Below are 24339 nucleotides of genomic sequence, written 5' to 3'. Positions count from 1 at the left end.
GATTTGACGCTGCCTCGTTTTCATGTACAGCAAGTCATGCGGCAATTGACCTTGCGTCGTAGTCGACGGGGTAGGGAAGTCGATAGAGGCGTGCGGCGTTGCCGACTGTAATCGTCTTTGACCCAGCCGACGCTTGCTCAAGCGGGCTTGTGCGCGCGTTTCGTAGCGAACCTGATAGCTTCTCTCGACGTTCAGCGTCTTGAAGAAGCTCCATCGGGGCGTTATCCCACGCATTGGCGCGTCGGCTCATCGAGATGTTTGTCTTTAAGTCGGCGGCCCGTTTCCGGTACGCTCGGCGCGCGGCGCGGACTGTGTGGCTTCGCCGTGGGTGAACTGCCGCAGGGCACGCATAGGTCACGGTGCTGATGGTGCCGCGATCGACAATCTGGTTGGTCGGATCAAGAGGCCAGGTCGCTAAAGGTTGATTGCGCTTGCTGATGTATTATTTAACATAATCTTATTTATCGAACTTTTACTTGTAGGTCCCAAATAGATGGAATGGTCGCCTCCCGCCTTAATGGGCCGTCCGACGCCGCAATCTCGCGTCCAGAGCATGCGACATTGCTGCTTCGGCAGTCCCGCCGTCAAGGAGAACCAGATGGAACCCACGACCATTGCCATCGACCTGGCCACGCGCGTTTTCCAGATTCACTATGTCGAGCCTGAGACCGGCGCGATTCACAGCAAGGTCCTCAAACGTGCCCAGCTCGTGCCGTTCTTCACCAACCTGGCTGCAAGCCGTGTCGTCATGGAGGCCTGCGGCAGCGCCCATTACTGGGCGCGGGTCCTGGCACGGCTGGGCCACGACGTGCGGCTCATCGCAGCCCAGTTCGTGCGGCCGTTCGTGAAGTCGAACAAGAACGACGCGGCCGACGCAGCGGCGATCTGGGAAGCGGCCCAGCGACCCGGCATGCGCTTTGTGGCCGTCAAGACCGAAGACCAGCAGGCCATGCTGGCGCTGCACCGCATACGCCAGCAACTGGTCCGCATGCGCGTCATGCAGGTCAACCAGCTTCGTGGACTGCTCTACGAATTCGGCGTGGTACTGCCGCAAGGCCGCCGGACATCGATCGAGGCGGCCAAAGCAGCGCTGGCGTCATTGGCTGACCAGTTGCCAGCCATGCTGGTGGATAGCCTGCAGGACCAATGCTCGCGACTCCGCGCGCTTGACGAGCAGATCGCGCGCCTCGAACAACGCATTCTCGACTGGCGCCGCAATGACGATGCATGCCGTCGCATCTCGGAAATTCCCGGCGTGGGTGTGCTCACGGCGACCGCCGCCGTATCGGTCATCGGACAGGCAGAGACGTTCCGTTCCGGTCGGGAATTCGCCGCTTATCTGGGCCTCGTGCCGCGACAGAACAGCTCCGGCGGCAAGGTAAAACTCGGCGGCATAAGCAAGCGTGGCGACGTGTATTTACGGACACTGCTGATCCACGGCGCGCGATCGGTGATCTCGAGTTCAAGACATTTGCCAGAGCGTTTGCGCCAGATGCTGACCCGGCGCCCAACGAACATCGTTGCGGTTGCACTCGCCAACAAGATGGCACGAACAATCTGGGCGCTGCTGGCGTATGGCCGAACGTACGAGGCCACACCCGCGTCGTGATCACGCTTCAAGACCAGTAACCCCATCCACGGTTGCACAGGTGTATTGAACGATGGCAAGACAGGTTGGACCGCGCAAAGGCAAGCCTGAGACATTACTCGGACCTCGAATCCGACAAGTAGATTAGGACCTTTGCGGCGAAATCCATCGGGGCCGGCGGGTGCATCCCGCGATCGAGTCCGGATATAAGTCCGCAACCACCCTCCTCGCCACGCACAATCACCTTGCAAATGGGAGGCGACCATATAAGAAATGTCGTGTTCTGTGTCGGCTGAGCGCCGGACATCCACAGGGAGCGCCGGCGAAGAACGCGACTGGGACGATCACGATGACGATGCGCGAAGTCGACCGGTTCAAGGTTAAGCGCACACACCGTGCATCAGATCCACCGCAGCCCCCAGGCAAATACGCCAAGGCCTGCCCGCACGAATGTACCGAGCGCACTTGACCACGCCGATCTGCCGCTTGAGCGACGGCATGTCGTGCACCCAGCCGGCCACCATAAAGAACGGCATATAGCCGATCAACCAGATCAGCCACGGTGCGTCGAGGTTCCACCAACGCCACTCCCAGGTCAGCGCGCCGATACAGTTGAGAAGAACCTCCATAAGCTAACGATGGCATCACGGAACGTAAGCCGCTATGCCGCGATTCAACGCGAACGGGCACGCCCGCGGGAGCCGCGGAACGTGCCCGTCCAACTCGAAGCGGGTCAATCGCCAACCCGCCTTACCGCATTCCCCCACTGGCGACAATATGCTCACCCGTCAACCACCGGGCATCGTCCGATGCAAGGAACACCACCGCCGCCGCGATATCATCCGGCTGCCCCACGCGACCTAGCGGAGTCTGGCTGACTGCAAGCGTCTCGAAATCAGATCCGATGATGCCCGCGCTGTGAGTGCCCTCGGTCGCCACCACGCCGGGATTGATCGCGTTCACACGGATCTTCTTCGGACCCAGTTCACGCGCGAGCACACCGGTGATCGCATCCACCGCGCCCTTCGTGCCGCTGTACACGGCGCTCGTCGGCGGCGTAATGGTCGTCACGACCGAGCTGACATTGATGATGCTCGCACCTTCGCCAAGATGCTTGAGCGCCGCCTGCGTGGTGAGCAGCACGCCGAGCACGTTTGTGTCGAACTGCCTTCGGTATTGCGCTTCCGTGAACTCTTCGATCGGTGCCAGCTCGTAGATGCCTGCGTTATTGACGAGTATGTCCAGGCGGCCGTACGTTTCGATTGCCGTGTCGACGATACCTTGCGCGTCGCTGGCTTTCGACACGTCGCCGCCTACGGAAATCGCCTTCCCTCCGGCCGCAGTAATCGCTGACACGACAGCGTCCGCACCCGCCCTGCTGCTCGCGTAGTTCACGACCACCGAAGCGCCTTCGGCCGCGAGCGCCTTCGCGATACCGGCGCCGATGCCTTTCGACGCGCCCGTGACAACAGCCACCTTCCCTGCAAGTCTGCTCATGATCTCTACCTCACCTTAAGCTGCACCATCGATCGGAACCGGCGTCTTGACTTGTGCAAGGCAATCGGCCGGGATTGACCGTGAATGTAGAGGTCCGCGCTGCTGCGATAAAGAACCCGCGCACGAATTCACTGGCGGGATCAGCCGAACAATCGGAGTAAGCGGGCGCAGAAATTCCAGAGACGTCAATCGCAACTACGAGCGCCGCACCAATATCACGGACGCAATCTGAAAACTGGCGATGCGACATCGGCGCTCGAGGCGCGTTCAACGCCGCACGGTAGTCGGGTTTTTAAGGCTCCCGCAGATCTGGGTTCAGGGCTTATAACCCCTGCGTGACACAGGAAGAATTTCATTACAACCCGCGAAACGGGAGTCAGGCGCTTTTCCGTACTTCTGTCTGGTTCTCCTTGATGGCGGGACTGCCGAACCAGCAACGTGGCGCGCTCTGAACGCAACTCTTTGCAGTTGTTCGCAAGCAGCTTAACGAACAGCCAACGTGCATCGCCGTGTCATCGACGGATCTCGTCAGGTCGACGCTAACTCCTTTCATACCGGTCCGCGAGCTGTTCGCGCCGGCCCAGGTCGGACCAGGAACTTTCCCTATAGGACCTTCGGCCGATTTGCTGACGGGTGTACTCGTGTCACCATGAACTCACGCGGCTTCGCCGCGGCGTGGCCGCCAGCCGCGCCTGGACGTGATTCCGCTGCTCATTGAGGCTGTCGGCTGTCCGCGCGAGATTGGCAAGTGCGCTGTGAAAGCCACGCCGCGCCTGTGGTCGCCGCGCGTGGAAGGTTCGCTGTTCGCCGAATCAGCGGGCAATCCGACGATTACCGATGATCGGTTCGCAGTACCACTGCGTTTGATCGATGCTCGCCGCGCAGGCCTATAAAAATCACAGCTCGACCAGAAATCCCGCAGCGGCGTCGGTGCAATCGGGATACTGCAGTTCATGCCGGTGTGGTGCTGCTACCCGACGACCTCGAAGACGAGAACGCTCTTCAGCGCGAGCAGACTACCGGAATTCACGTGCATTGCGTGCCGACTTGTCGAACGGGCAATTTACATGCGTCATCTGAACGCCACGGCACAGAGACTGGCGAGCGGTACCGTGCATGTGCGGGAAGTTGTCAAATCGCCGGGAGCGTCGACGACGAGAGGTGCCGCACGGACGCCTGCCCACGCGGCAGTTCGGGCCATTCCGCTAACACTGGGGAGGCAAAGGTCATGGGATTTTTGTTACTAGCCGCAATCTTCATTGCATCGACTGGGTTGCTTGTCCACGGTTCGGTAGCGTCGACCCCGCCTGCCGCGATTACGCCAGCTCCGGCTTCCGGTTCGGAAGGAGACAGGACCACCGTCCCGCAGCCAGGTCCCCAGTTGCATGGGGCGAACGCTCTACTCCGTCCGCAGGATCCTGAATCACCCTCACCCAGACGAGGCCAAGCAAACGCATAAGTGTGGATGCGTGCGACTGGGGCGCGGTTCGAAGCAACTACGATAGCCGCGCCTGGCGCATTGTAGAAAAAGGAAAGAGACGAACGAAGCAAATATGACCGCTATTAATCGCGTACATCGTTACGAGCGCGTCCGCTTTAGTTCATCGATGCGGAGACGATAGCTACGCAGCAAGCAAGCTTTATCGCCACACACATTGCGAGAATTGCGAAGCCATGCTCGTTGATCTTCACGCAACTTCGATTTATTCGTCGCCGATTTTGTTTTTTGACTATAAATTTCCGCTAGTTCCTGATCGACACGCGTAAGTTCCGCATCCCCGCAAATAAGCTGCGCTTGAATGGATATGAGCTTGCTGCATTCAAAACTCTCGATCAAGGCGGCCTTCATAACGGATTGATTCTCCAGCGCCCCTGGCCTGCAAAGCCCTTGCATCGTCGTACAGGCGGCGTCGCGCCCCACCCATGCCATGTCTCGCGCGCCGTATTGCTTGACGAAACGATTGATGCCTGCGTGACTGACACCTCTTTGCATGGCATTGGCCGCAATTATCTCGTTACAAAGCGAGTCCGCTGCGTAAGTCTTTCCATCGCGCTTGTAGCAGCTGTGGAAACCAAGCAATCCACCGCCAACAATACTTCGACGCTCCCCTGAAGCGAACACGATCGAAGCACAAGCGGACGCGCATTTGGCGTTGTCTGGAACGGTCGCGTAGACGCGCACTTTGTCCATTGCATCGACGAGCCGGAAAGCGGCCTCGACATTTCCTCCAGGACTATTCAAAAGAAGGAGAACTAGTCCGTCGATATCACGGTCGGCTTTTTTGGCGAGCGTCAGAAACTTCTCTGCGTCGCCGTCCTGAATCCTCCCCTCGCCGATAACCATCTTCAGCTTGAGTTGAGGTTGGTAGTAGATCTTGAAGTCCATCCCTGGTGCGCCGCCGGGGAACATGAGCACTGTGAAGCAAAGCGCGGGCAACAGCCGACGGATCAAGCGTTGCGCCGCCGCGCCCCTGGCTGTCGGGTGCTGAGCGTTGCGCATACGCTTTTCCTCAGGGACGATTCCAGACGATCACGCGTGGCGCGCAAGCACGTCTATTGCGCGCATAGCGACGGGATCCGACTTGGGCCAATAAAATCATGCGACGTTAGCGGTGACATCGAAACCAGGTTGGTGAACGGTTCACTACCGGCAAGGTCCAGATATTCTTGCCGGGTAACCTGATGACATCTCATCGGACCCTTATGCCCTCTTCCATTCATCACACGCTCGTCCGAGAGCAAATCCTCGGCCCCAGCCAGGTGACCGGGTTGGTGATCTTGCAGGTTAGGACGACTATTCGGCGTGGTATATCGGACCTTCGTCCGATTGAGATGATTGCGGTAACCCACCGCGGCCCGGCAGCTAGCCACCGCGCGGACGCTCGCCCAGGGCGGAAATTGCAGCGCAATGCAAGCGGTGCGTCGCATCGGTTCGACGGCGGCCTTGCCGTCTGAAGCGTGCCTCACCGCTGTTGGGCGGGCCCCGGTGTGACCAGAAAACACCCCGCTCCTCTTGTGGAAGCTTACATGGGGCCAAAAAACTTCTGCACCGTCTACTTGTTGTTCATCTACGTCACACGGGGAACGCACCTGGCAATGTCCTGGACCTTGCCGATTTGTGCGTTTCCAAAACCGTGCCACTGAGCGTCACCGCGCCGTTTTTCGCGCGCACGCTGATGTTGCGGGCGTTTTTGATATCCACTGGGACTGACTTTCACCACCTCGCACAGCACCAAAACCGGCCGGTAGTGTCGATTGCGCTCGACGAACGCGTACTTCACATCGACAGTACCGCCGGCGTGCCTTTCACGTTACATACCGCCCAGTGGCTTCTGGACCGTCAGCTTGTTTGTCACCGACATAACGCCAGGCACGCCCTTGGCAATCTCGGCGACTTTGTCGATCTGCGCGGCATCCGGAACCGTGCCATTCAGCGTAACCGCCCCATTCTTGGCCGTGACACCGATACTGCCGCCGTGGATTTCCTTGTGCTTCGCGATCGCGGTGTACACCGCGCGCCGCAGTTTGGTGTTGGTCGGCGCAGCGGGCGCCGCCGGGCTGGACGCCGCCATGGCTGTATCGCCAGGTGCGCTGGCTGCGGGTTGCGCGGACGCGTTCAGGGACGCCGCGGCGAGCAGCGTGCAGAGCGCCAGGCTGAGGGTCTTGGTGGTTGTGTTCATTAAATTCTCCTGTGGTTGCTGCTGCTAGGTGAACCGCTGTTTTTCCGTCTGCGATCACGCGGACGGACCGGGCGCGTCGGCGGCCTGCTTGCGCCCGTCGCGAGATCGCTGGTGACGCAGAAATGACAAAACCACCCCGACGCGTGCTTCCGGTTGCCCGGCAGCCTGCGCCAAGGTGGGCCAGTGCGGGACTGATCCAGGCCCGCACACGACTTAGAACGTATGGCGCAAGCCGAAGTTGACGGCTGTGGTGTTTTTGCCCGGGGCTACCGGGGTTCCATAAATGAGTTCCTGGTTCATCTGGCCGCGGTTGGACACATAGCCGACCTGGGCATAAAGCGCCGTGCGCGCCGACACCCTATAGTTGCCGCCGATTGCGTAGGCGGTCGACTGGTTCGCGTTGTGCTTGTTGTCTTTCAGGTAATAGACACCCGAGGTGACGTCGAACACCGGGGAGAAGCGGTAGCCAAGACCGCCCGTCCACATGTCGAAATCACCGGAGACAACAAATGGCGGCGCCGCATTCGGTCTGGCCGGATTGCGCCCGTTGCTGAACGAACCGGAGACCGAGAAGCCGTGCCATGTGTACTTCGCGCCAAAGTAGACGAAGCGGTTATTGTTCAGGCCAGTGGCCGGAACCGCCGCGTTCGGGCTCGTGTAAGGAAAAGGGTTCGCGTCGTGCCCGTTGTAGTAGACGGCATCCGCGTTCAGACCAAAGCCAGAATACTTAAGTATCGCCGACTCGCGCGTGCCGCCTTGGGCCTGCCCTGCCACCCCGCCGGGCGAGTACTGCAGTGCAGTGGACACGCCGTAGAACGACGGCGAATTGTAGACGATCGAATTGTCGTCATACAGCGCGCCAATCTGGCCGTTCGTGGTGCTTCCCGACCAGCCCGACATCGTGTTCATGGTCAGCCAGGCGGTCAGGACGCTGCCGAAGTACTGCGCGTTGCGCACGTCCGTTTCGGCCATCGCGTAGGCCATCGGCGCGAACTGGCGGCCGAAGTCGATCTTGCCGAACGGTCCCGACAGACCGACGGTCGTGACCTGGGTGAAAATCGAGCTGCCCAGCGACGCGGGCACAGAGAACCTTTGCGTCTGGCCGTTGGAGGTGTTAAACGCCCCCTGGAGCTTGAAGTTGGCTGCGTAGCCGCCGCCAAGGTCTTCCGTGCCCTTCATGCCGAAGATGCTCGAGTAGATGCCACCGTCCTTGAGCTGAACCACGTGGCCTGCGTTGCCGTTCAGCTTGGTGTTCGGCAAAAACGGCGCCGATGCGAGCGCCGCCGACGTGCTCTGGTAGAGCAGACCCGAATCCAGCGCTCCATAGAGCGTGACCGACGATTGCGCGTGAGCTGTGCTGGCAAACAGGGCAACTGCTGCCAATGCGCCGAACTTCAATTTCATTTCGTCTCCTCCGTGCGTGGATACCTTCCGGGTGGGCCCGGTGGCTTATGGTTACTGCGTGTTTGAAACTCTGTGACTGTGGTCGGATATCAAAGCGACATGTAGTAGTCGCCGTACTGCTCGCGTAGCTTGTTCTTGAGCACCTTGCCCGTCGCGCCGATCGGTACGGCGTCGATGAACAGCACCGCTTCGGGCTTCCACCACTTCGCTACGCGACCGTCAAAGAACGTAAGCAGTTCTTGCGCTTCGAGCGCGCTGCCGGGCTTCTTCACGATCAGCAGCAGCGGGCGCTCATCCCACTTCGGGTGCCGCGCGGCGATACAAACCGCGGTCGCAACTTCAGGGTGCAGACCCGCGACGTTTTCGATGTCGGCCGAGCTGATCCATTCGCCGCCGGACTTGATGACGTCCTTGCTGCGATCCACGATCTGCATGAAGCCGTCCGGGTCGATCTTCGCGACGTCGCCGGTCGGAAACCAGCCGTCGTTCAGCGGCGATGCGTAGTCGCCACCGAAGTACTCGTGCGTGACCCAATGTCCGCGCACGAGCAGATCGCCGGCGGCGCAGCCGTCCCACGGCAATTCTTTGCCCGCAACGTCGACGATCTTCATGTCGATGCCGAATACCGAACGCCCCTGCTTCGCCTGAAGCGCGTAGCGCTCGGCTTCGGGCAGCGCGGTCTGATGCGCCTTGAAACTGCAGACGGTGCCAACCGGGCTCAACTCCGTCATGCCCCATGCGTGCAGCACATCGACGTGATGCCGTTCCTGGAACGCCGTCGTCATCGCAGTCGGACACGGCGCGCCGCCGATAATCGTGCGCCGCATCGACGAAAACGAACCTTCGACCGATTCGACATGTGAAAGCAAACCCTGCCAGACCGTCGGCACACCGGCCGAGAGCGTGACCTGCTCTTGCTCGATCAGTTGATAGAGCGACTTGCCGTCGAGCGCCGGCCCCGGAAACACGAGCTTCGCACCCACCATGCACGCGATATACGGCAGCCCCCACGCGTTCACATGGAACATCGGCACGACTGGGAGAATCGCGTCGCGCGCCGAGCAGTTCAGCGAATCCGGCAGTGCCGCTGCGTAGGTGTGCAGCAGTGTCGAGCGGTGGCTATAAAGCACCCCCTTGGGGTTGCCGGTCGTGCCCGACGTATAGCAGAGCGAAGAGGCGCTGTTTTCGTCGAGCAGCGGCCAGTCGAAATCCGCGCTGTGACCTTCGATCAGATCCTCGTAGCAGAGCAACCTGGAGCCGAGCGCATGATCGCTCGGCATATGTGCGCGATCGGTCATCGCGACGAAAAATATCGGGCTCGTCACGCGCGGCGCGACGCTTTCGATCAGCGGCAAGAACGTGAGGTCGAAGAAGACGACGCGATCTTGTGCATGCTCGATGATGTACACGAGCTGGTCGGCGTGCAGCCGCGGATTGAGCGTATGGAGCACGGAGCCGGAGCCCGATACGGCAAAGTACAGCTCCATGTGCCGGTAGCCGTTCCACGCCAGCGTGCCTACACGTTCGCCGCGGGCGACGCCCAGACTCTCGAGCGCATTGGCCATGCGGCGCGCACGTTGCGCGAGATCCTGGTAGCGATAGCGATGAATGTCGCCTTCCACTCGCCGCGAGACGATTTCCCGGTCGCTGTGATGGCGTTCCGCGTGCATGAGCAGCGAAGCGACCAGCAGCGGTTGTTGCATCATCAAACCTTGCATCGTTTGCTATCCTGAATGATTGTCTCTTGGGCCGATAACCGAACCACCCGTGCTGTCCTACGCGAGATCCGTAGCCGCGTCCTCGAGGATCACCACCAGCTTGTCGTCCACGGTCCGCACCGGGAACGTTTTCACGCTCAATCCGCCCGCTCCCGGCATACAGCCGGTGCGCAGATCGAAGCGCAATCCGTGCGCCGGGCAGCGCAGCAAGCACCCTTCCAGCTGACCGCTCGCGAGCGAGGCACCGTTATGGGGGCACGAGTTGTCGATCGCGTGAACCGAGCCAGCAACGTTGAACAGGACGATGCTGCGGCCATCGACGAAAGCCAGCTTGCGCTGCCCCGGCGCGAGTTCATCGACAGTGGCTACCGGTACCTCACGTGACATTTCCTTTACCCCCAACTTCATTGACTCGCGTCGCGGCTTGCCTGCGCCGCTCACTTCCGATCAGAGCAGTTCATTGATCAGCGTTTCGGCCATGGACCATTCACCGAAGCCCGCGATGGGATTCAGGTGACCGACTTCGCCCAGGTCGACGAGGCGGCTGCCCCAGTCCTTCGCCATGGCCTCCACACGTTCGAAGCTCGCGAGCGGATCATTGCGGCTTGCACCGACGATGCTCGGGAACGGCAGCGGCTTGCGCGGAATCGGATACCAGCCGTTCTGGGCGATCGCATCAAAGGCCGGGTAGCCAGCCGGCAGCGGCGTCTCGAGGTCGGCCGGCGCGGCGAGCAGCGCGCCGTGAATCTTGCGGCTGTGCTGCTGAGCCCATTGAACCGTGATCATCACGCCTGCGCTGTGCGCGACGAGGATGACGGGGCCGTCGATTTTCGCGAGTGCCGCATCGAGGGCTGCAACGCGCGCCGCGCAACTGAGCTTGTCGTGTTCGAGCGGCGGCACCGAGGCAGCCTTCGGCAGCCTTGCCTCCAGCAACGTTTGCCAATGTTCCGCAACGTGATCGCGCAGCCCCGGAACCATCAGGATGGTCGGTGTGGTTTGTGAAGCCATTTGTTATGGTCTCCTGCCTGATCAGTGCGGCTTGTCACCGATGATGCCTGCACGTTCCATCTTGCGGTGGCACGGCGGGTAGTCCATCACGGCATAGTGCTGCGTGCTGCGGTTGTCCCAGATCGCGATGCTGTTGGGCTTCCAGCGCCAGCGCACCTGATACTCGGGGATATAGGCCTGGCTCACGAGATAGCGCAGCAAATCGCCGGCGCCGGGGTTCGCGTCCTGCCCGAAGCGCACGCGCTCCGGCGTGTGATAGTTCGTGAAGTGCGTGGTGAACGCGCTCACGAACAATACTTTCTCGCCGGTCTCCGGGTGCGTGCGAACGACCGGGTGCTCCGCGTCCGGGAACTGCGCCTTGAGCGCGTGACGCTTCTCGATTGGCATCGCCGCGCCGAAGCTCGCCTCGATGCTGTGGCGGGCACGCAGGTCCGCGATTTGCGCCTTCACGTGCTCCGGCAGCTTCTCGTAGGCGAGCGCCATGTTTGCCCACATCGTGTCGCCGCCGACAGGCGGACACTCAACACAGCGCAACACAGCGCCGAACTGCGGAGCCTCGCGCCAGGTGGCGTCCGCGTGCCACGCGTTTTCATACCGGTCGTTGGGCTGGTCCGGGTTCTTGTAGATGCGCACGAGGCCAGGATTCTCCGGGTCGCTACCGGCGACAGGATGATCCTCCAGCTCGCCGAAGCGGCGCGCAAACGCCACATGCTCGGCACGCGAAATGTTCTGGTCGCGCAGGAACAGCACGCGGTGCTTGAGCAGCGTCGCGCGAATCTCGGCGAAAAGGCCATCGTCGTGGATGGCATCGGCGAGATTCACGCCGGTCAGCTCGGCGCCGATGGCGCAGGTCAGTTGTTCGACTCGCACGTTACTCTCCTCAGATAACGAAGACCGACGAGCCCGTCGTCTTGCGCGATTCGAGATCGCGGTGTGCCTCGACCGCGTCTTCCAGCGCGTAACGCTGGTTCAGTTCGATCTTGATGCGGCCCGCGGCGACATGCCCGAACAGTTCTTCGGCGAGCGCGTTTTTCTCGGCGGGGTCTGCGATATAGTCCGCGAGCGCCGGGCGCGTGAGGTAGAGCGACCCCTTCATCGCCAGGATCTGCGGATTGAACGGCGGGATCGGCCCGGACGCCGTGCCGACGCAAACCATCAGGCCGCGGCGCTTGAGCGAATCGAGCGACGCCTCGAAGGTGTCCTTGCCGACGCTGTCGAACACGACGTTCACGCCCACGCCATTCGTGAGTTCACGCACGCGCTTTGCGACGTCTTCGCGGCTGTAATAGACGATGTGATCGCAGCCATGCGCGCGCGCCACTTCGCCCTTCGCTTCGCTCGATACCGTGCCGATCACCGTGAGGTCCAGCAGCTTCGCCCATTGCGATACGATCAGGCCCACGCCGCCTGCGGCCGCGTGCAGCAGAATCGTGTCGCCGGCCTTGAAGTCATGAATGCGGCGCATCAGGTACGACGAGGTCAGGCCGCGCATCGTCATGCCGGCAGCCGTTTCGCAGGAGATTGCGTCCGGCAGCTTGATGAGCGGTGCCGCCGGGATCAGGCGCTCGGTGCTGTAGGCGCCGAGCGTGTTGATGAAGCCGGTGTAGGTCACACGGTCGCCGACCGCGACGTTGGTGACTTCGGGGCCCACGGCCTCGACCACGCCCGCCGCTTCGACACCCATGCCCGCAGGCAACGGCACCGGATACAGGCCACTTCGGAAGTAGGTGTCGGCGAAATTCAGTCCCACAGCCTCGTGGCGCAGGCGGACCTGTCCGGGGCCCGGGTCACCCACTTCGACGTTCTCGTAGCGCAAGACTTCGGGTCCGCCGGTTTCATGGAAGCGCACTGCTTTCGCCATTTCTACTCTCCTATCCTTTACTCAAACTGCAAAACCGTTTCAATTGCGGCGGGACGGCTCGTCCCACCCTTGAGGCACTATTACCGACTGTTTGTTTACATCTAGCGCGCTGCTTCTTCGAGCAGGACGTTCACACGATCCAGATCGGCGGTGTAATTGCGCTTTCCGATAAAGAACACAGCTGCCGCGACCAGCGGGGCAAACGGCACGAGTTGCAGCGCGCCGAGCAGCCCGATGCGATCGGCCACGATGCCCGTCAATATGGCAGCGGGTGCGAGCCCCAGCAGGTTGTTTGCCAACGTCAGCGTGGCAAACGCCGAGGCGTGGATCGACGGCGGCGTGAGATTCGCCACCATCGCGCCCGACGGGCCGGCCGCGCCAGCACAGAAGAACATACCGGCGCCGATCACCACAAGTTGCGCCGTACCGGCAGGCATGCGCAGACCGATTGCGAGCAGCGTGAAGCAGATCAGGCAGTACGCAATCGCAATGGTCCATTTCCTTTCGCGGGCCTGCTTGCTGAAGCGGTCCGCGAGGTTTCCGCACACCACCATGCCGACGCCCGTCATCAGAACGAACGCTGCGGCAGTCACGGCAGCCTTGCCGGTTTCCATGCCGTAGTAGCGGTTCAGGAAGCTCGGCATCCAGCTCCAGATGGCGGCCGGAACCAGCAGATGCACACCGCTGCCGACGTAGGCACAGACGACCGAACGCGTGGAAAACAGCCCCTTCATCAACGTGCGCAAGCTCGTGCACATACCGCGGCCCTGCGCTGGTCCGCCCACGCTTTGCGGCTGCAGCGGGGCGAGCCGCTTTTCGGTGACGACGATACGATAGAGAACGACCAGCACGATCCCCATGGCGGCCATCGCGCCGAACGCCGCGCGCCAGCCGTGATGAGCCGCAACCGCACCACCGAGCGCCATGCCGAGCACCGATCCGAACGCGCCGCCCGCCATGAACGCGCCAGTAATCGTGGAGCGCAGATGAACCGGGAAAATACTTAGGACCACTGCAATACCGACACTGCCATAGGCGGCTTCACCGATACCGACAAATGCCCGCGCGAGGAGCATCTGGCCATAGTTGGCCGAGATCGCGCAGCCGAGCGTCGCGAGGCTCCACATTGCCGCCATCAGGGTGATGCTCTTCACGCGGCCCCAGCGGTCGGCCAGCACCGACAGCGGAAACGTGAGTACGCCCACCATCAGCGCGACCACACTGCTCAGCGAGCCGAGCCGGGTGTCCGAGAGACTCCACGTCGCCTTGAGCAACGGGAACACCGCATTCAACACTTGCCGCGACATGTAGTCGGAAAGCAGCAACCCGACCGTCAAGGCGAACACGACCCACGCATACGTGCGCACGTTCGTTTCCCCCGCCGCAAATTCGCCCGCAGTGGGCTCGGCATGCGTGGTAAGCATATGTCGTCTCCTTATGTTCCGCTCGTGGTCGGGCGGTATTGGCCGCCGAAAAAATGCGGCCGATTGTCGATACTGGCCAGGTCGTCAGCGGCGCATTACGCCGTGTACATCGGCACGTTCTTCACGCCGGCCTTGCGGTTCGGCGCCATGCCGTTCGCGGCGAGCGTCTCATCGATCGTGTCGTACTGCACGCCGATGCGATAGATCTCGCGCGCTTCCTTGCCGGTCGCGATCTCGCGGCCCAGTTCGCGCGCCACGCGCACGCACTGCTCGATCTGCTGCACCGACGTGAAGCGCTTGCCGTGCTGGTCGATGATCGTATCTTCGATGCCGCAGCGCGGATGCAGGCCCATCGACATCGCCATCATGTTGAACGGCAGCACGTTCTTCAGCAGCGACTCGGCAGTCACCGTGCAACCGTCCGGTGCGCGGTGCACGAAGTTGAAGAAGTTGAACGGGTTCGGGCCGTCGAAGCCGCCACCGATGCCAATCCACGTCAGGTTCAGCGGGCCCTTGTACACGCCCTTGCGCACGAGGCGATCGAGCGTTTCGAGCGCGTGAATGCCCGTGAGCTGGAAGTGCGGCTGGATGCCGGAAGCCTGCAGGCGGCGCAGGTGCTCCTCGACCCAGGCCGGACCGGCCGGAACCGTCATTTCACTATAGGCGGCCATGTACGCGGGGTTGGACAACGAGGTGCCTTCCAGGTATTCCGGATAGAGCAGCTCCATGATGTTCATCTGCGTGGTGTTGATCGCCACCGTCACCTGGTCGGGCTTCGGATCGAGGTCCGCGAGCATGTGGCGCGTGTCGTCCGAGAGCCACTGTGCTGCCTGGCCTTCGGTTTCCGGGGCGAACGAGATCGAGCCGCCCACCTGGATGATCATGTCGGGCACCGCGGCGCGCACGCCGGCGATCAGCTCGTTAAACTTGGAGAGGCGCTTGGAGCCCTTTCCGTCGAGTTCGCGCACGTGCAGGTGCAACACGGTTGCGCCCGCGTTGTAGCAGTCCACAGCCTTCTGGATCTGCTCGTCCATCGTCACCGGAATGTCTTCCGGGAAATCTTCCGGCATCCACTCCGGGCCGTACGGCGCGGTCGTGATGACCACCTTGTCCTGATTCTCGGGGTGCAGCGAGTCGTCGAGGAATTGCATCGTGTTCTCCAATGTGGGTGGCGGTATTCCGACGTTTTGCGACGCAGCAGATCGCCTGAAATACCGCTCGGAAATTTCGTTATCCGTTGAGCTGGAACAATACGCCGATCTCGCGCTACACTTTTGTGAATGAACGCCATCGTTTTAGGCTTTCGCGCCACCAGGCGTTAACACCACCGAGCGTTAACACCACCTGGCGTCGGTACCACCTGGTGTTAACACCAGTAATTGCGAAAGCGCGGTCGCCGCCGAATGAGAAAGCGCGACAAACCCGATGCGTGGAAGGAGACACAACGATGGAAACGATGCTGCGAGCGGCCTCGCTAAGCGGCTATTTCGACGTGGCGCGGCGCTCTGGAATGAACCCGGTCGAACTCGCGCAACAGGCCGGGATTGACGCCGCGGCGCTCGCGAACCCGGACGAGCGCATATCCGCTGCTGCGGCCTGCCGGATACTCGAACTCACGGCCGAAAAGGCATCGTGCCCGACTTTTGCGCTGCAAATGGCCGAGACACGGCAGAAGTTCGGCACGGGCCTCGTCAACGTTCTGCTCGCGCACAAGCGCACGATGCGCGAAGTGCTGCTTGCCGCAGTCGAATACCGGCATCTGCTGAACGAAGCCCTCGCGATTCATGTCGAGGATGCGGGCGAAACGGTCACCATCCGCGAGGAAATAGTCGTCGATCCGGGTATTCCGACGAATCAGGCGATCGAACTCGCGGTCGGCGTCCTCGCCCGCCACGCCAGCGCCCTGCTCGGCGATCGGTGGAAACCGCGTTCCGTTCATTTCGTTCATCAGGCGCCGGCAGACCTTACGTTTCACCGCCGCTTCTTCGGCTGCCCGCTGGAGTTCGGCAGCGACTTCAACGGTCTCGTGTGCGCTGCGGCCGACCTCGACTACCCGAACCCCGCCGCCGACCCGGAACTGGTGCGTTACGCGGAGAGCCTTGCCGATACGCTCAATGTATCGGGTGTCCACTCCGCCGCTCTCGAAGTGCGCAAGGCGATCTACCTTTTGCTGCCACTCGAACAGGCCACCGTCGAGCGGGTGGCCGCGCATCTGCATCTGAGCGTTCGCACCATGCAGCGCCAGCTTGGGCTCGCCGATACGAGCTTCACGCGCCTCATCGAGGAAGTGCGGTCCGAACTGGCGGTGCGCTACATGAATAACCCGCGCTATCCGATCGGGCGCGTTTCCAACTTGTTAGGCTATTCGCAGCAGGGCTCATTCACGAACTGGTTCAGCGCGCGCTTTGGCATGACGCCGCGCGACTGGCGCAATAGTCATTCGAAGTGACGGTACGGTGATGACGTTGCCGGGCGCATGATGGACGAGGCCGTTTCGCGACGGTCTCGATGACCGTGTTCCACGAATGCGCTGTCAACTTGACGGACAGGAGTCGAGTCGGAAGATGTGGATGGCTCAGTCATTTACCGACTGATTTTTGATGAGCCCGATGAATTTGCGCCACGCGACGAAACGGGCTGTGCGTTGGTTGCGATAAAGCGATGCGCATAGCAGATGGCGCTTGAACGCAAAGTGCTTCGGTATTGGACCGAAGTTCGACGGAAAGGCCTGCGTTCGTTTAGGGCCTCGACACCGGCAACGCAGCAACCGCACTTCCGGACTCGGCCCCATTGCATCAAGTTGACAAGCCGCGACTCGCGCCAACGGCTGCGATCAAGCGTCCACTTCCAGCGTTACGCCTGCGCAGCGAAGCACCTGCAGGTAAGCGGCCGTATCGCCGACGGCAGCGATGGCCTGCTCCGCTAGCCTCCACACGCGCGTAGATTTTTCTGCGCTCGCCATCATCGATTCGAGAGCGTCCGAATCGGCAAATCCGTGCGCTGTCGCCACCCCGAGAACAGCATCCAGAACGCGTCGGGCCGCTGCTCGCGCATCGACCTCCGCCCGTGGTGCCCGGTATGCAAGAAAGCCTGCCATCAGCAGGAATTCCGCCGGGCTGATGTGCTGGCCATCGCCAACAGGCACACCGGTCGCATTGCTGTGATCTGGCGCCATACATCGCCTCCCGCTTTGGAGCATTGAGCGCTGCGAACGCGCGAATACGCGTCTTGACTGTCATTGCCCGTTCCGGATCGGTTTCTCCGGCAGACGGATTCAAGCGCATTTGCGCACGCTCGTGCCGAGCAAGGCGAACGCTGCTACGAATTCACCGCAGATATAGCACAGAAAGAGTTGCCGATGAAAATGAACGCTGCACATAGTTCGGTCTGTAGTGCGTGCTTAAATGCGTGAATCGGAAAGCGGAATATCTGCTTGAGATCGACGCGATTGTGGACGTCAAACGTAATATTTTTGTAATGGTCAACAGATTAAAGGCCAATTTTTTCGCAAAGTCGAAGCGGCAAGACGTAGTATCCTTGATCGTCTTTAGTTTCTGATGACACAGGAAAGGACGGCGTCCACAGTCGCTATGCAGCACGTGTCAATTTTTTGAAGGCATTGAAACAATTCGCGAACATCGCCGAAACATGGCGAGTTCCAGCAGTTCACCGATCCATATCGGGATGACTATTTTTTCGAGGGCATTCATGAAAACGTTGTTTCTGCAGGCACCTTCCTATGACGGTTTCGATGGCGGAGCGGGCTCACGGTTCCAGACGAAGCGTGAGATCAAATCGTTCTGGTATCCGACGTGGCTCGCCCAGCCCGCAGCACTGGTCGAGGGTAGCCGCCTCGTGGATGCTCCCGCAGACGGTCTCTCGCTGGACACCACGCTCGATATTGCCCAGGAATACGAACTGGTCATCATTCATACGAGCTCCCCGTCCTTCTCCAGTGATGTTCGATTCGCCGAACATTTGAAACAACGTAAAGCGTCGATCCTCATCGGGATGATCGGTGCAAAGGTAGCCGTCGATCCTCACGGCTCACTGACCGCGAGCGATGCGCTCGATTTCGTGTGCCGGGAAGAATTCGACTTCACGTGTCGCGAGATCGCGCAGGGTCTTCCGTTCGAGTCGATTCTCGGTCTCAGCTATCGTCTGCCCGATGGCTCGATCACGCACAACGAAGCCCGGCCCATTCTCGAAGACATGGACCAGTTGCCGTTCGTCGCGCCCATTTACAAGCGCGACCTGACGTCGAAGAATTATTTCAGCGGCTACCTCAAGCATCCCTATGTATCGCTCTACACGGGCCGAGGCTGCAAATCCAGGTGCACCTTCTGTCTCTGGCCGCACACGGTCGGCGGCCACCGCTATCGCACACGTTCGGTCGAGAACGTCATCGAAGAAGTGAAATGGATCCGGGACAACATGCCCGAGATCAAGGAGATCATGTTCGATGACGATACCTTCACCGACCTCCGGCCGCGAGCCGAAGAGATCGCGCGCGGCCTTGGCAAGCTGGGCGTGACGTGGTCGTGCAACGCGAAGGCGAACGTGCCTTATTCAACCCTCAAGGTGATGAAGGACAACGGGTTGCGGCTGTTGCTCGTCGGCTACGAGTCCGGCGACGACCAGATCCTCGTGAACGTGAAAAAGGGATTGCGGACCGATATGGCTCGCCAGTTCAGCGAGGATTGCCGCAAGCTTGGAATCAAGATCCACGGTACGTTCATTCTTGGACTTCCCGGCGAGACGCACGAAACGATCCAGAAGACGATCCAGTACGCGCAAGAGATCAACCCGCACACGATCCAGGTGTCACTCGCGGCGCCTTATCCGGGTACGGTCCTTCACAAGCAGGCTGTCGAGAATGGATGGCTGAACGACGGCAAGGTCATCACCCTCGTCAATGAAGCCGGCACTCAGGCTGCGGCTATCGGTTATCCGCATCTGTCGCGCGACGAGATCTATCGTGGCGTCGAGGAATTCTACAAGCGCTTTTATTTCCGACCGTCGAAGATCTGGGAAATTGTCCGCGAGATGTTGGTGAGCTGGGAAATGATGAGACGGCGCCTGCAGGAAGGCGTGGAGTTCTTCAAATTTCTTCGGGCCCGCAAGGCATGAAGTTCGGCGCACGTTGTTGTCGCATACAGCGGCAACGACGTGCGCTGGTTTTCGCGCAGTCGGCGGTCGACGTCGATTACCCCCCCAGCGCAATGATGGCCATCGTCAGAAGAACGCCGAGCGCGACCATCGTTAATCCAGCTTTCATCGCACCCGCCCCACTGTAGCGCCCCAGCGCATAGCCCGCGATGAAGAGCATCACGAGTGTGAGCACACGTGATGCGATGAGTGCCGTCTTGAGATCCAGCACGAAAAGAAACGGCAGCGCGACCGGAAAGGTGCCGAGGACAACAAGCAGAAAAATGCCCAGCGCGCCGACGAAGTCGTCGAACATGTATTTCGCGCGAGGCGGCAGCGTCGACACGGCAGCGAGGCGCGTGCGAATTGGCTCGAGGTCAGCGTCTTCGACTAGCGGCTCAAGCTTGTCTGGTAATGCCTCGCGCAAGGCACGCACGCCGACTGCCTGATCCTGCTCCCGCTGTATGGTCTGTACGAGTGTCAGGCGCTGTCCTCGATCGGCGAGTGTGCGCACGAGATACATCACGGCGTCCGCGAGGCCCCATGCAAGATTGCATCCGAGTGCGGTGAGGAACATCTTGTACCCTGCGTCTGCGCCGGGGTTGACTGCCTTGACCGCGCCGACGAACGTCAGGGCCATGAACAGACCAAAACACAGTTCGGACACGCGATCGACGGTGTTGAGTATCTTGCCGCGCGTCTCTGGCTTGTCTTGCGGGGCTTGCATGGTGGTGTTCATATGACCTCGCCTCAAGGTTGATAACCCGACATTCAGCTACCGGGCCGTGTTTTCGGCATGCGATCTTCCGATCTCGCGACCTTCAAGTCGACATTGCGTAAATGCGTTTCGATGACGTCATCCACCGAGACCCGGCGGCTGATATCGCCGACCTGCTGATCCAGTCCTTCCGCGCGCAGCATATCGCGCACGCTGCCATGCGCGGCTACGATCCGCAAATTCCCTCCCGCCTTGGCGAGGTCGGCATGCAAGGTGGCCAGCATCCGGGCTCCTGCCATGTCCACCGCCGGGGAATTGGACAGATCGACTATCACCAGCTTGACGGGGCTCGTTGCCGACCGGATTGCCGCCCGTATCGTCGCTCGCACGTGATCTGCATTGAAGTAAAGCAGCGAAGCCTCTACGCGGAACATCAGTACGCCGGGTATCGACTCATTGTCGGGATGGCGCTCCGTGTCCGAATACCGATGCGTTCCCGGAATGCGTCCAAGGATCGCCACATGCGGATGCGCGGCGCGCACGATTAAAAGAAGCATCGATGCGAGCACCGCGAAAATCACCCCTTTGAGAATGCCCAGCAGCAGTACGGCGATAAAGGCGACCATCGACACCAGAAACTCTTGACGGCTGGCATGCCAGACGTGACGCAACTCGCGAATATCAACGAGGCCCTTCACCGCTATCAGCACGATGGCCGCCAGTACGACGTTGGGCAGGTTGCTCAGCAGGCCAGTGAGAAACATCAGGCACAGGCCGATGGTGATCGACGCGAATACCAGTGCGAGCGGGGTCCTGGCGCCTGCCTTGTCGTTGACTGACGATTGCGACAAACCGCCCGCCACCGGGTACCCGTGAAAGACACCCGCTGCGAGATTCGCCGCGCCGAGCCCCAATAGCTCTTGACGAGGGTCGATTTCATATCCGTTCTTTTGCGCGATCGCGCGTGCCGCCGATACGCTTTCCACGTACGACAACAGCAGGCATGCGAATGCAAGCGGAACGATGCCATCGACGTCCCGGACATGGAGTGAAGGCACATGAAAATCGGGCAGGCCACGGGGCAAGGCGCCGACGACCGTGAATCCCATCCCGCCCAGCGGTGTCACCGACAGCAGAACGATGGAGAGCGCCACCACAAACAAGGCGACCGGGCGCCCCGGCAAGAATTTCTCGCCGAGGAGCAGCAGCGCCAGCGCGCCGAGCCCGAACGCCAGCACGACAAGATGCGTGTCGGGAAGCTGCCGGACCAGAATCGCGATACGTTCGTAGAACTGCTCGCCGCCTCCTTTGACGCCAAACAGCTTCGGCAATTGAGTCAGCGCGATCGTCAGCGCCGCTCCGGCCTTGAATCCAAGCAGAATCGTTTCGCTGATGAAGTTGACGAGCGAGCTTAGCCGCAGGATCCACCCCAGCAGGCACATGGCTGCGATCAGTATCGCTGTCAACGAGGCGATGGACGCGAACCGCTCAGGATCGCCGCCTGCCATGTCCACCACCGTCGCGCTGACGAGCATCGAGATGGCCGACGTGGGGCCGATCGCCAACTGGCGCGACGAACCGAACAGCGCGTAGAAGATTCCTCCGACCAGATAGCAGTAGATGCCGTATTGAGCCGGCAACCCAGCGAGTGTTGCATACGCTAGCGAGACGGGAATGCCGTAGGCGGCAAGCGTCACCCCGGCCACGAGATCGGACGAAAGCCACTGCAGCCTGTAATGCGTCACCCATTGAGATGCGGCCAGTATCGTGCGCCAGCCTCCAGCGGGGAACTGCTTTTCGGTCATCGCGCTCGTCCTCCCGACGGTTGGTCGGGAAGGGTCCATCAGGTGAATGAGGGTTCTCGCTCTTTCTGTTAATGAAGCCCCGCATGCACCGATGGCTACGATGGTTTGAACGGCCGTTCGAACCGATCCCAACTCTCACGACAAGACCACATTAAGCATCGGCATGAAATCGGACCTTGGTCCTATCCGCTGGCAACGTCGCCGATCTGTCGAAGAGACGTTGTTCCTTTCCCGTGCGTGTCCTAGACTCAGAAGGGTCATCGCGTGTTCGGCAAGAGCATCGGAAGGTCATGCTGCTAATGTTCTTCCATCGAGTACCCGGCGTCATCCCCAACGTTGACGCCATCAGGACACACGGACTCTCGTACGAGACTCAGCAGGAGAACTGAATGCGTACCCTTCTCTCTCCATTCCTGATTGCCTTGCCTTTTGTGGTGGCGGGCTGCAACACGCCACCCATTCCGCCCGGAAAACCAGTCGACATATCCACCGCTTTGCGGACTGTCCTGGCAGGACTTTGCGATTTCAAAAAAGATGAGGCGGCACGAGGACAGGGCCAGGGCGTTGCTTTCGACTCGATCACCGTGGAACTGGACCTGACCGTGGACGGTTCGAAGACCCCTCCGATAGCCGTTGCACCGGACATTCAATTCGTCCCGACCGTCAGTTACGGCAATATCATCACCGCAAACCGGGGAAGTCGACTCACACTGACGCTGAAGAATAGCGGCAAAGGCAGCATGCCCGCCGAGTGCGAAGGCAGTAAGCCAGCGCAGCAGTGATCCGCAGCACGACTACTGGACTCTCGTGCCTGACGCCTGTTCGTTGGGTCAGACAACCTGTTTGAGACGACGGTTATGCCTCGCGCGTCGCGCCAGCATGTTCATGCCTTCAACGAACGCGGAGAACGCCATCGCCGCGTAGATGTAGCCTTTTGGAACGTGAGTGCCGAACCCTTCAGCGATCAGCGTCATACCGATCACCAGAAGAAAACTTAGCGCCAGCACGATGATCGTCGGATTGTGGTCGATAAATCGCGTCAGAGGGCCCGCCGCGAAAAGCATCGCTGCGACAGCCACGATCACCGCGATGTACATGATGGCCAGATGACTGGTCATGCCGACCGCGGTCACGATGCTGTCGACGGAGAACACCAGGTCGAGCATCAAGATCTGAATAATCGCTGCTCTCGCCGTCAGGCCGACCAGCGTTTCGCCTGTCGATTCTTCTTCGTCGGACTGCGAGACGTTGTGATGAATTTCCTTCGTCGCTTTCCAGACCAGGAAAAGTCCCCCGCCCATCAGAACGACATCGCGCCACGAAAAGGCATGATCAAACAGCGAGAACGCGGGCTGGGTCAATCGTGTGATCCATGCAATGGTGCCGAGCAACAAAAGGCGCAATACGAGGGCGAGCCCGATACCGATCCGCTGGGTCCTTACTCGCTTCTCGGGCGGCAGCTTGTTGCTGAGGACAGCAATGAAGACGAGATTGTCGATGCCGAGCACGACCTCCATGGCCACAAGTGTCACCAGCGCAGCCCAGGCCGCGGGGTCGAAAAAGAGCGCAACGAGGTTGTCCATGTGCACGTGATCGGTTCTGGGCAGCGGAGAGATATATTCTGCGATCGCACGGTTCCCGCAGACTACGCCATGATGTTAACGCCACCATCAATATACAGCGTCTCGCCGGAAACGCGGCGCGCATACGGCGTCGCGAGAAACGCGCATGTATAGCCTACGTCCATGATGTCCACGAGTTCCCCGAGCGGCGCGCGCTGCGCGGCCTCATTGAGCAGCAAGTCGAAGTCCTTCAGGCCAGACGCTGCACGGGTTTTCAGGGGGCCCGGCGAAATCGCGTGCACGCGGATGCGCTGCGGCCCGAGTTCGTACGCGAGATAGCGCGCGCAGGCTTCGAGTGCTGCCTTCACCGGCCCCATGACGTTGTAGTTCGTCACCACTTTGTTCGCGCCGTAATAGCTCATGGTCAGCATCGTACCGCCATTTTTCATCAGCGGCGCGGCAAGGCGCGCCATCCGCACGAACGAGTGGCACGAAATGTCCATGGCGATTCCGAAGCCCTTGCTCGAACAATTGAGCAGGCCGCCTTGCAGGTCATCCTTCGGCGCGAAGGCAATCGAATGAACCAGAATGTCGAGGCTCCCCCACACCTGTTCAATGCGCTCGAACACGGCCTCGAGGTCACCTTCGCTGGTCGCGTCGTAGGGCATGAATACCGGTGCCTCCAGTTCTTTGGCAATCGGCTCGACCCAGGCCTTCGCTTTTTCGTTGGCGTAAGTGATGGCGACTTCTGCGCCGACCTGCTTGAACGCCTTGGCACAGCCATAGGCGATCGAATGCTCGTTCGCGATACCAGTGACGAGGGCTTTCGCACCTGCGAGGATTGGGCTGATCTGATCGACTGTCATGGTTTCACTCTCTCAATCCAGATTCAATTCCGGCACGGTGTCGGGAATGTCCAGTTGCGC

Annotated in this window: 21 protein-coding genes and 3 pseudogenes; 4 read left to right on the top strand and 20 right to left on the bottom strand. The window is 60.6% G+C overall.

Features of this window, described 5'->3' with window-relative positions:
- Positions 1–34 precede the first annotated feature (34 nt).
- Positions 35–301, bottom strand: a pseudogene (locus D1Y85_RS28070) (integrase core domain-containing protein); the annotation flags it as partial.
- Between the two features lie 297 nt (positions 302–598).
- Here D1Y85_RS28070 and D1Y85_RS10335 point away from each other — a divergent pair.
- Positions 599–1609, top strand: coding sequence for an IS110 family RNA-guided transposase (locus tag D1Y85_RS10335; protein WP_124150950.1), 1011 nt, complete (start codon positions 599–601; stop codon positions 1607–1609).
- A 359-nt stretch (positions 1610–1968) separates the two neighbouring features.
- Here D1Y85_RS10335 and D1Y85_RS10330 read toward each other — a convergent pair whose 3' ends face one another.
- From D1Y85_RS10330 to D1Y85_RS10275, 13 genes and pseudogenes are all read right to left on the bottom strand, one after another.
- Positions 1969–2217 carry a hypothetical protein gene (locus tag D1Y85_RS10330; protein ID WP_124150949.1) on the bottom strand — a complete coding sequence of 83 codons (249 nt, stop codon included), beginning with the start codon at positions 2215–2217 and terminating at the stop codon, positions 1969–1971.
- 121 nt (positions 2218–2338) lie between these two features.
- Entirely contained in the window at positions 2339–3085 is a 747-nt protein-coding gene (locus D1Y85_RS10325) for a glucose 1-dehydrogenase (RefSeq protein ID WP_124150948.1), read from the bottom strand.
- Between the two features lie 1579 nt (positions 3086–4664).
- A complete protein-coding gene (locus D1Y85_RS10320) occupies positions 4665–5585 on the bottom strand; it encodes a lysozyme inhibitor LprI family protein (protein ID WP_124150947.1) in 921 nt (306 codons plus the stop codon).
- 649 nt (positions 5586–6234) lie between these two features.
- A pseudogene (locus tag D1Y85_RS28065) lies at positions 6235–6372 on the bottom strand (IS3 family transposase); the annotation flags it as partial.
- Positions 6373–6396: 24 nt separating this feature from the next.
- Positions 6397–6765: a BON domain-containing protein gene (locus tag D1Y85_RS10315; protein WP_124150946.1), complete on the bottom strand. Its 369-nt coding sequence runs from the start codon at positions 6763–6765 to the stop codon at positions 6397–6399.
- Positions 6766–6978: 213 nt separating this feature from the next.
- The gene (locus tag D1Y85_RS10310; RefSeq protein ID WP_124150945.1) at positions 6979–8169 is read right to left on the bottom strand and encodes a porin; all 1191 of its coding nucleotides are present in this window, start codon (positions 8167–8169) and stop codon (positions 6979–6981) included.
- 89 nt (positions 8170–8258) lie between these two features.
- A complete protein-coding gene (locus D1Y85_RS10305) occupies positions 8259–9887 on the bottom strand; it encodes a 3-(methylthio)propionyl-CoA ligase (protein WP_124150944.1) in 1629 nt (542 codons plus the stop codon).
- Positions 9888–9944: 57 nt separating this feature from the next.
- On the bottom strand, positions 9945–10274 hold the full coding sequence (locus tag D1Y85_RS10300) for a Rieske (2Fe-2S) protein (RefSeq protein ID WP_124151056.1): 330 nt from the start codon (positions 10272–10274) through the stop codon (positions 9945–9947).
- A 60-nt stretch (positions 10275–10334) separates the two neighbouring features.
- On the bottom strand, positions 10335–10895 hold the full coding sequence (locus tag D1Y85_RS10295) for an RBBP9/YdeN family alpha/beta hydrolase (RefSeq protein ID WP_124150943.1): 561 nt from the start codon (positions 10893–10895) through the stop codon (positions 10335–10337).
- Between the two features lie 21 nt (positions 10896–10916).
- The gene (locus D1Y85_RS10290; protein WP_124150942.1) at positions 10917–11765 is read right to left on the bottom strand and encodes a TauD/TfdA dioxygenase family protein; all 849 of its coding nucleotides are present in this window, start codon (positions 11763–11765) and stop codon (positions 10917–10919) included.
- Positions 11766–11775: 10 nt separating this feature from the next.
- Positions 11776–12756, bottom strand: coding sequence for a quinone oxidoreductase family protein (locus tag D1Y85_RS10285; RefSeq protein WP_124150941.1), 981 nt, complete (start codon positions 12754–12756; stop codon positions 11776–11778).
- A 101-nt stretch (positions 12757–12857) separates the two neighbouring features.
- Complete coding sequence (locus tag D1Y85_RS10280; RefSeq protein WP_124150940.1) at positions 12858–14180, bottom strand: MFS transporter; 1323 nt, start codon at positions 14178–14180, stop codon at positions 12858–12860.
- Between the two features lie 95 nt (positions 14181–14275).
- Positions 14276–15331 (bottom strand): beta-keto acid cleavage family enzyme, encoded by a 1056-nt coding sequence (locus tag D1Y85_RS10275; RefSeq protein ID WP_124150939.1) that lies wholly within the window; start codon positions 15329–15331, stop codon positions 14276–14278.
- A gap of 296 nt (positions 15332–15627) precedes the next feature.
- Here D1Y85_RS10275 and D1Y85_RS10270 point away from each other — a divergent pair, with 296 nt between their 5' ends.
- Positions 15628–16629: an AraC family transcriptional regulator gene (locus tag D1Y85_RS10270; RefSeq protein ID WP_124150938.1), complete on the top strand. Its 1002-nt coding sequence runs from the start codon at positions 15628–15630 to the stop codon at positions 16627–16629.
- Positions 16630–16755: 126 nt separating this feature from the next.
- Here the strand turns inward: D1Y85_RS10270 and D1Y85_RS27520 are convergent.
- Positions 16756–16929, bottom strand: a pseudogene (locus D1Y85_RS27520) (IS6 family transposase); the annotation flags it as partial.
- Positions 16930–17013: 84 nt separating this feature from the next.
- Positions 17014–17355: a hypothetical protein gene (locus D1Y85_RS10260; RefSeq protein WP_124150937.1), complete on the bottom strand. Its 342-nt coding sequence runs from the start codon at positions 17353–17355 to the stop codon at positions 17014–17016.
- 533 nt (positions 17356–17888) lie between these two features.
- Here D1Y85_RS10260 and hpnJ point away from each other — a divergent pair.
- Positions 17889–19310 (top strand): hopanoid biosynthesis associated radical SAM protein HpnJ, encoded by a 1422-nt coding sequence (gene hpnJ, locus D1Y85_RS10255; RefSeq protein ID WP_124150936.1) that lies wholly within the window; start codon positions 17889–17891, stop codon positions 19308–19310.
- 76 nt (positions 19311–19386) lie between these two features.
- Here the strand turns inward: hpnJ and D1Y85_RS10250 are convergent, their stop codons facing one another.
- Positions 19387–20067 carry a VIT1/CCC1 transporter family protein gene (locus D1Y85_RS10250; RefSeq protein ID WP_124150935.1) on the bottom strand — a complete coding sequence of 227 codons (681 nt, stop codon included), beginning with the start codon at positions 20065–20067 and terminating at the stop codon, positions 19387–19389.
- Positions 20068–20099: 32 nt separating this feature from the next.
- Positions 20100–21851 carry a SulP family inorganic anion transporter gene (locus tag D1Y85_RS10245; RefSeq protein ID WP_124150934.1) on the bottom strand — a complete coding sequence of 584 codons (1752 nt, stop codon included), beginning with the start codon at positions 21849–21851 and terminating at the stop codon, positions 20100–20102.
- Between the two features lie 389 nt (positions 21852–22240).
- Between D1Y85_RS10245 and D1Y85_RS10240 the strand changes: the two genes are divergently transcribed.
- Positions 22241–22633, top strand: coding sequence for a hypothetical protein (locus D1Y85_RS10240; RefSeq protein WP_124150933.1), 393 nt, complete (start codon positions 22241–22243; stop codon positions 22631–22633).
- A 48-nt stretch (positions 22634–22681) separates the two neighbouring features.
- On the opposite strand, the gene D1Y85_RS10235 is transcribed toward D1Y85_RS10240, so the two are convergent.
- Together D1Y85_RS10235 and fabI are read right to left on the bottom strand one after the other, a co-directional pair.
- Positions 22682–23434: a TerC family protein gene (locus D1Y85_RS10235; RefSeq protein WP_124150932.1), complete on the bottom strand. Its 753-nt coding sequence runs from the start codon at positions 23432–23434 to the stop codon at positions 22682–22684.
- Between the two features lie 62 nt (positions 23435–23496).
- Positions 23497–24279, bottom strand: a complete 783-nt coding sequence (gene fabI, locus D1Y85_RS10230; protein WP_124150931.1) for an enoyl-ACP reductase FabI — start codon at positions 24277–24279, stop codon at positions 23497–23499.
- Positions 24280–24339: the final 60 nt, after the last annotated feature.

Origin of the sequence: Paraburkholderia dinghuensis (genome assembly GCF_003837865.1) — a bacterium.
In the GTDB taxonomy this organism is placed as follows: domain Bacteria; phylum Pseudomonadota; class Gammaproteobacteria; order Burkholderiales; family Burkholderiaceae; genus Paraburkholderia; species Paraburkholderia dinghuensis.
This window is presented reverse-complemented; position numbering and strand designations above follow the sequence as displayed.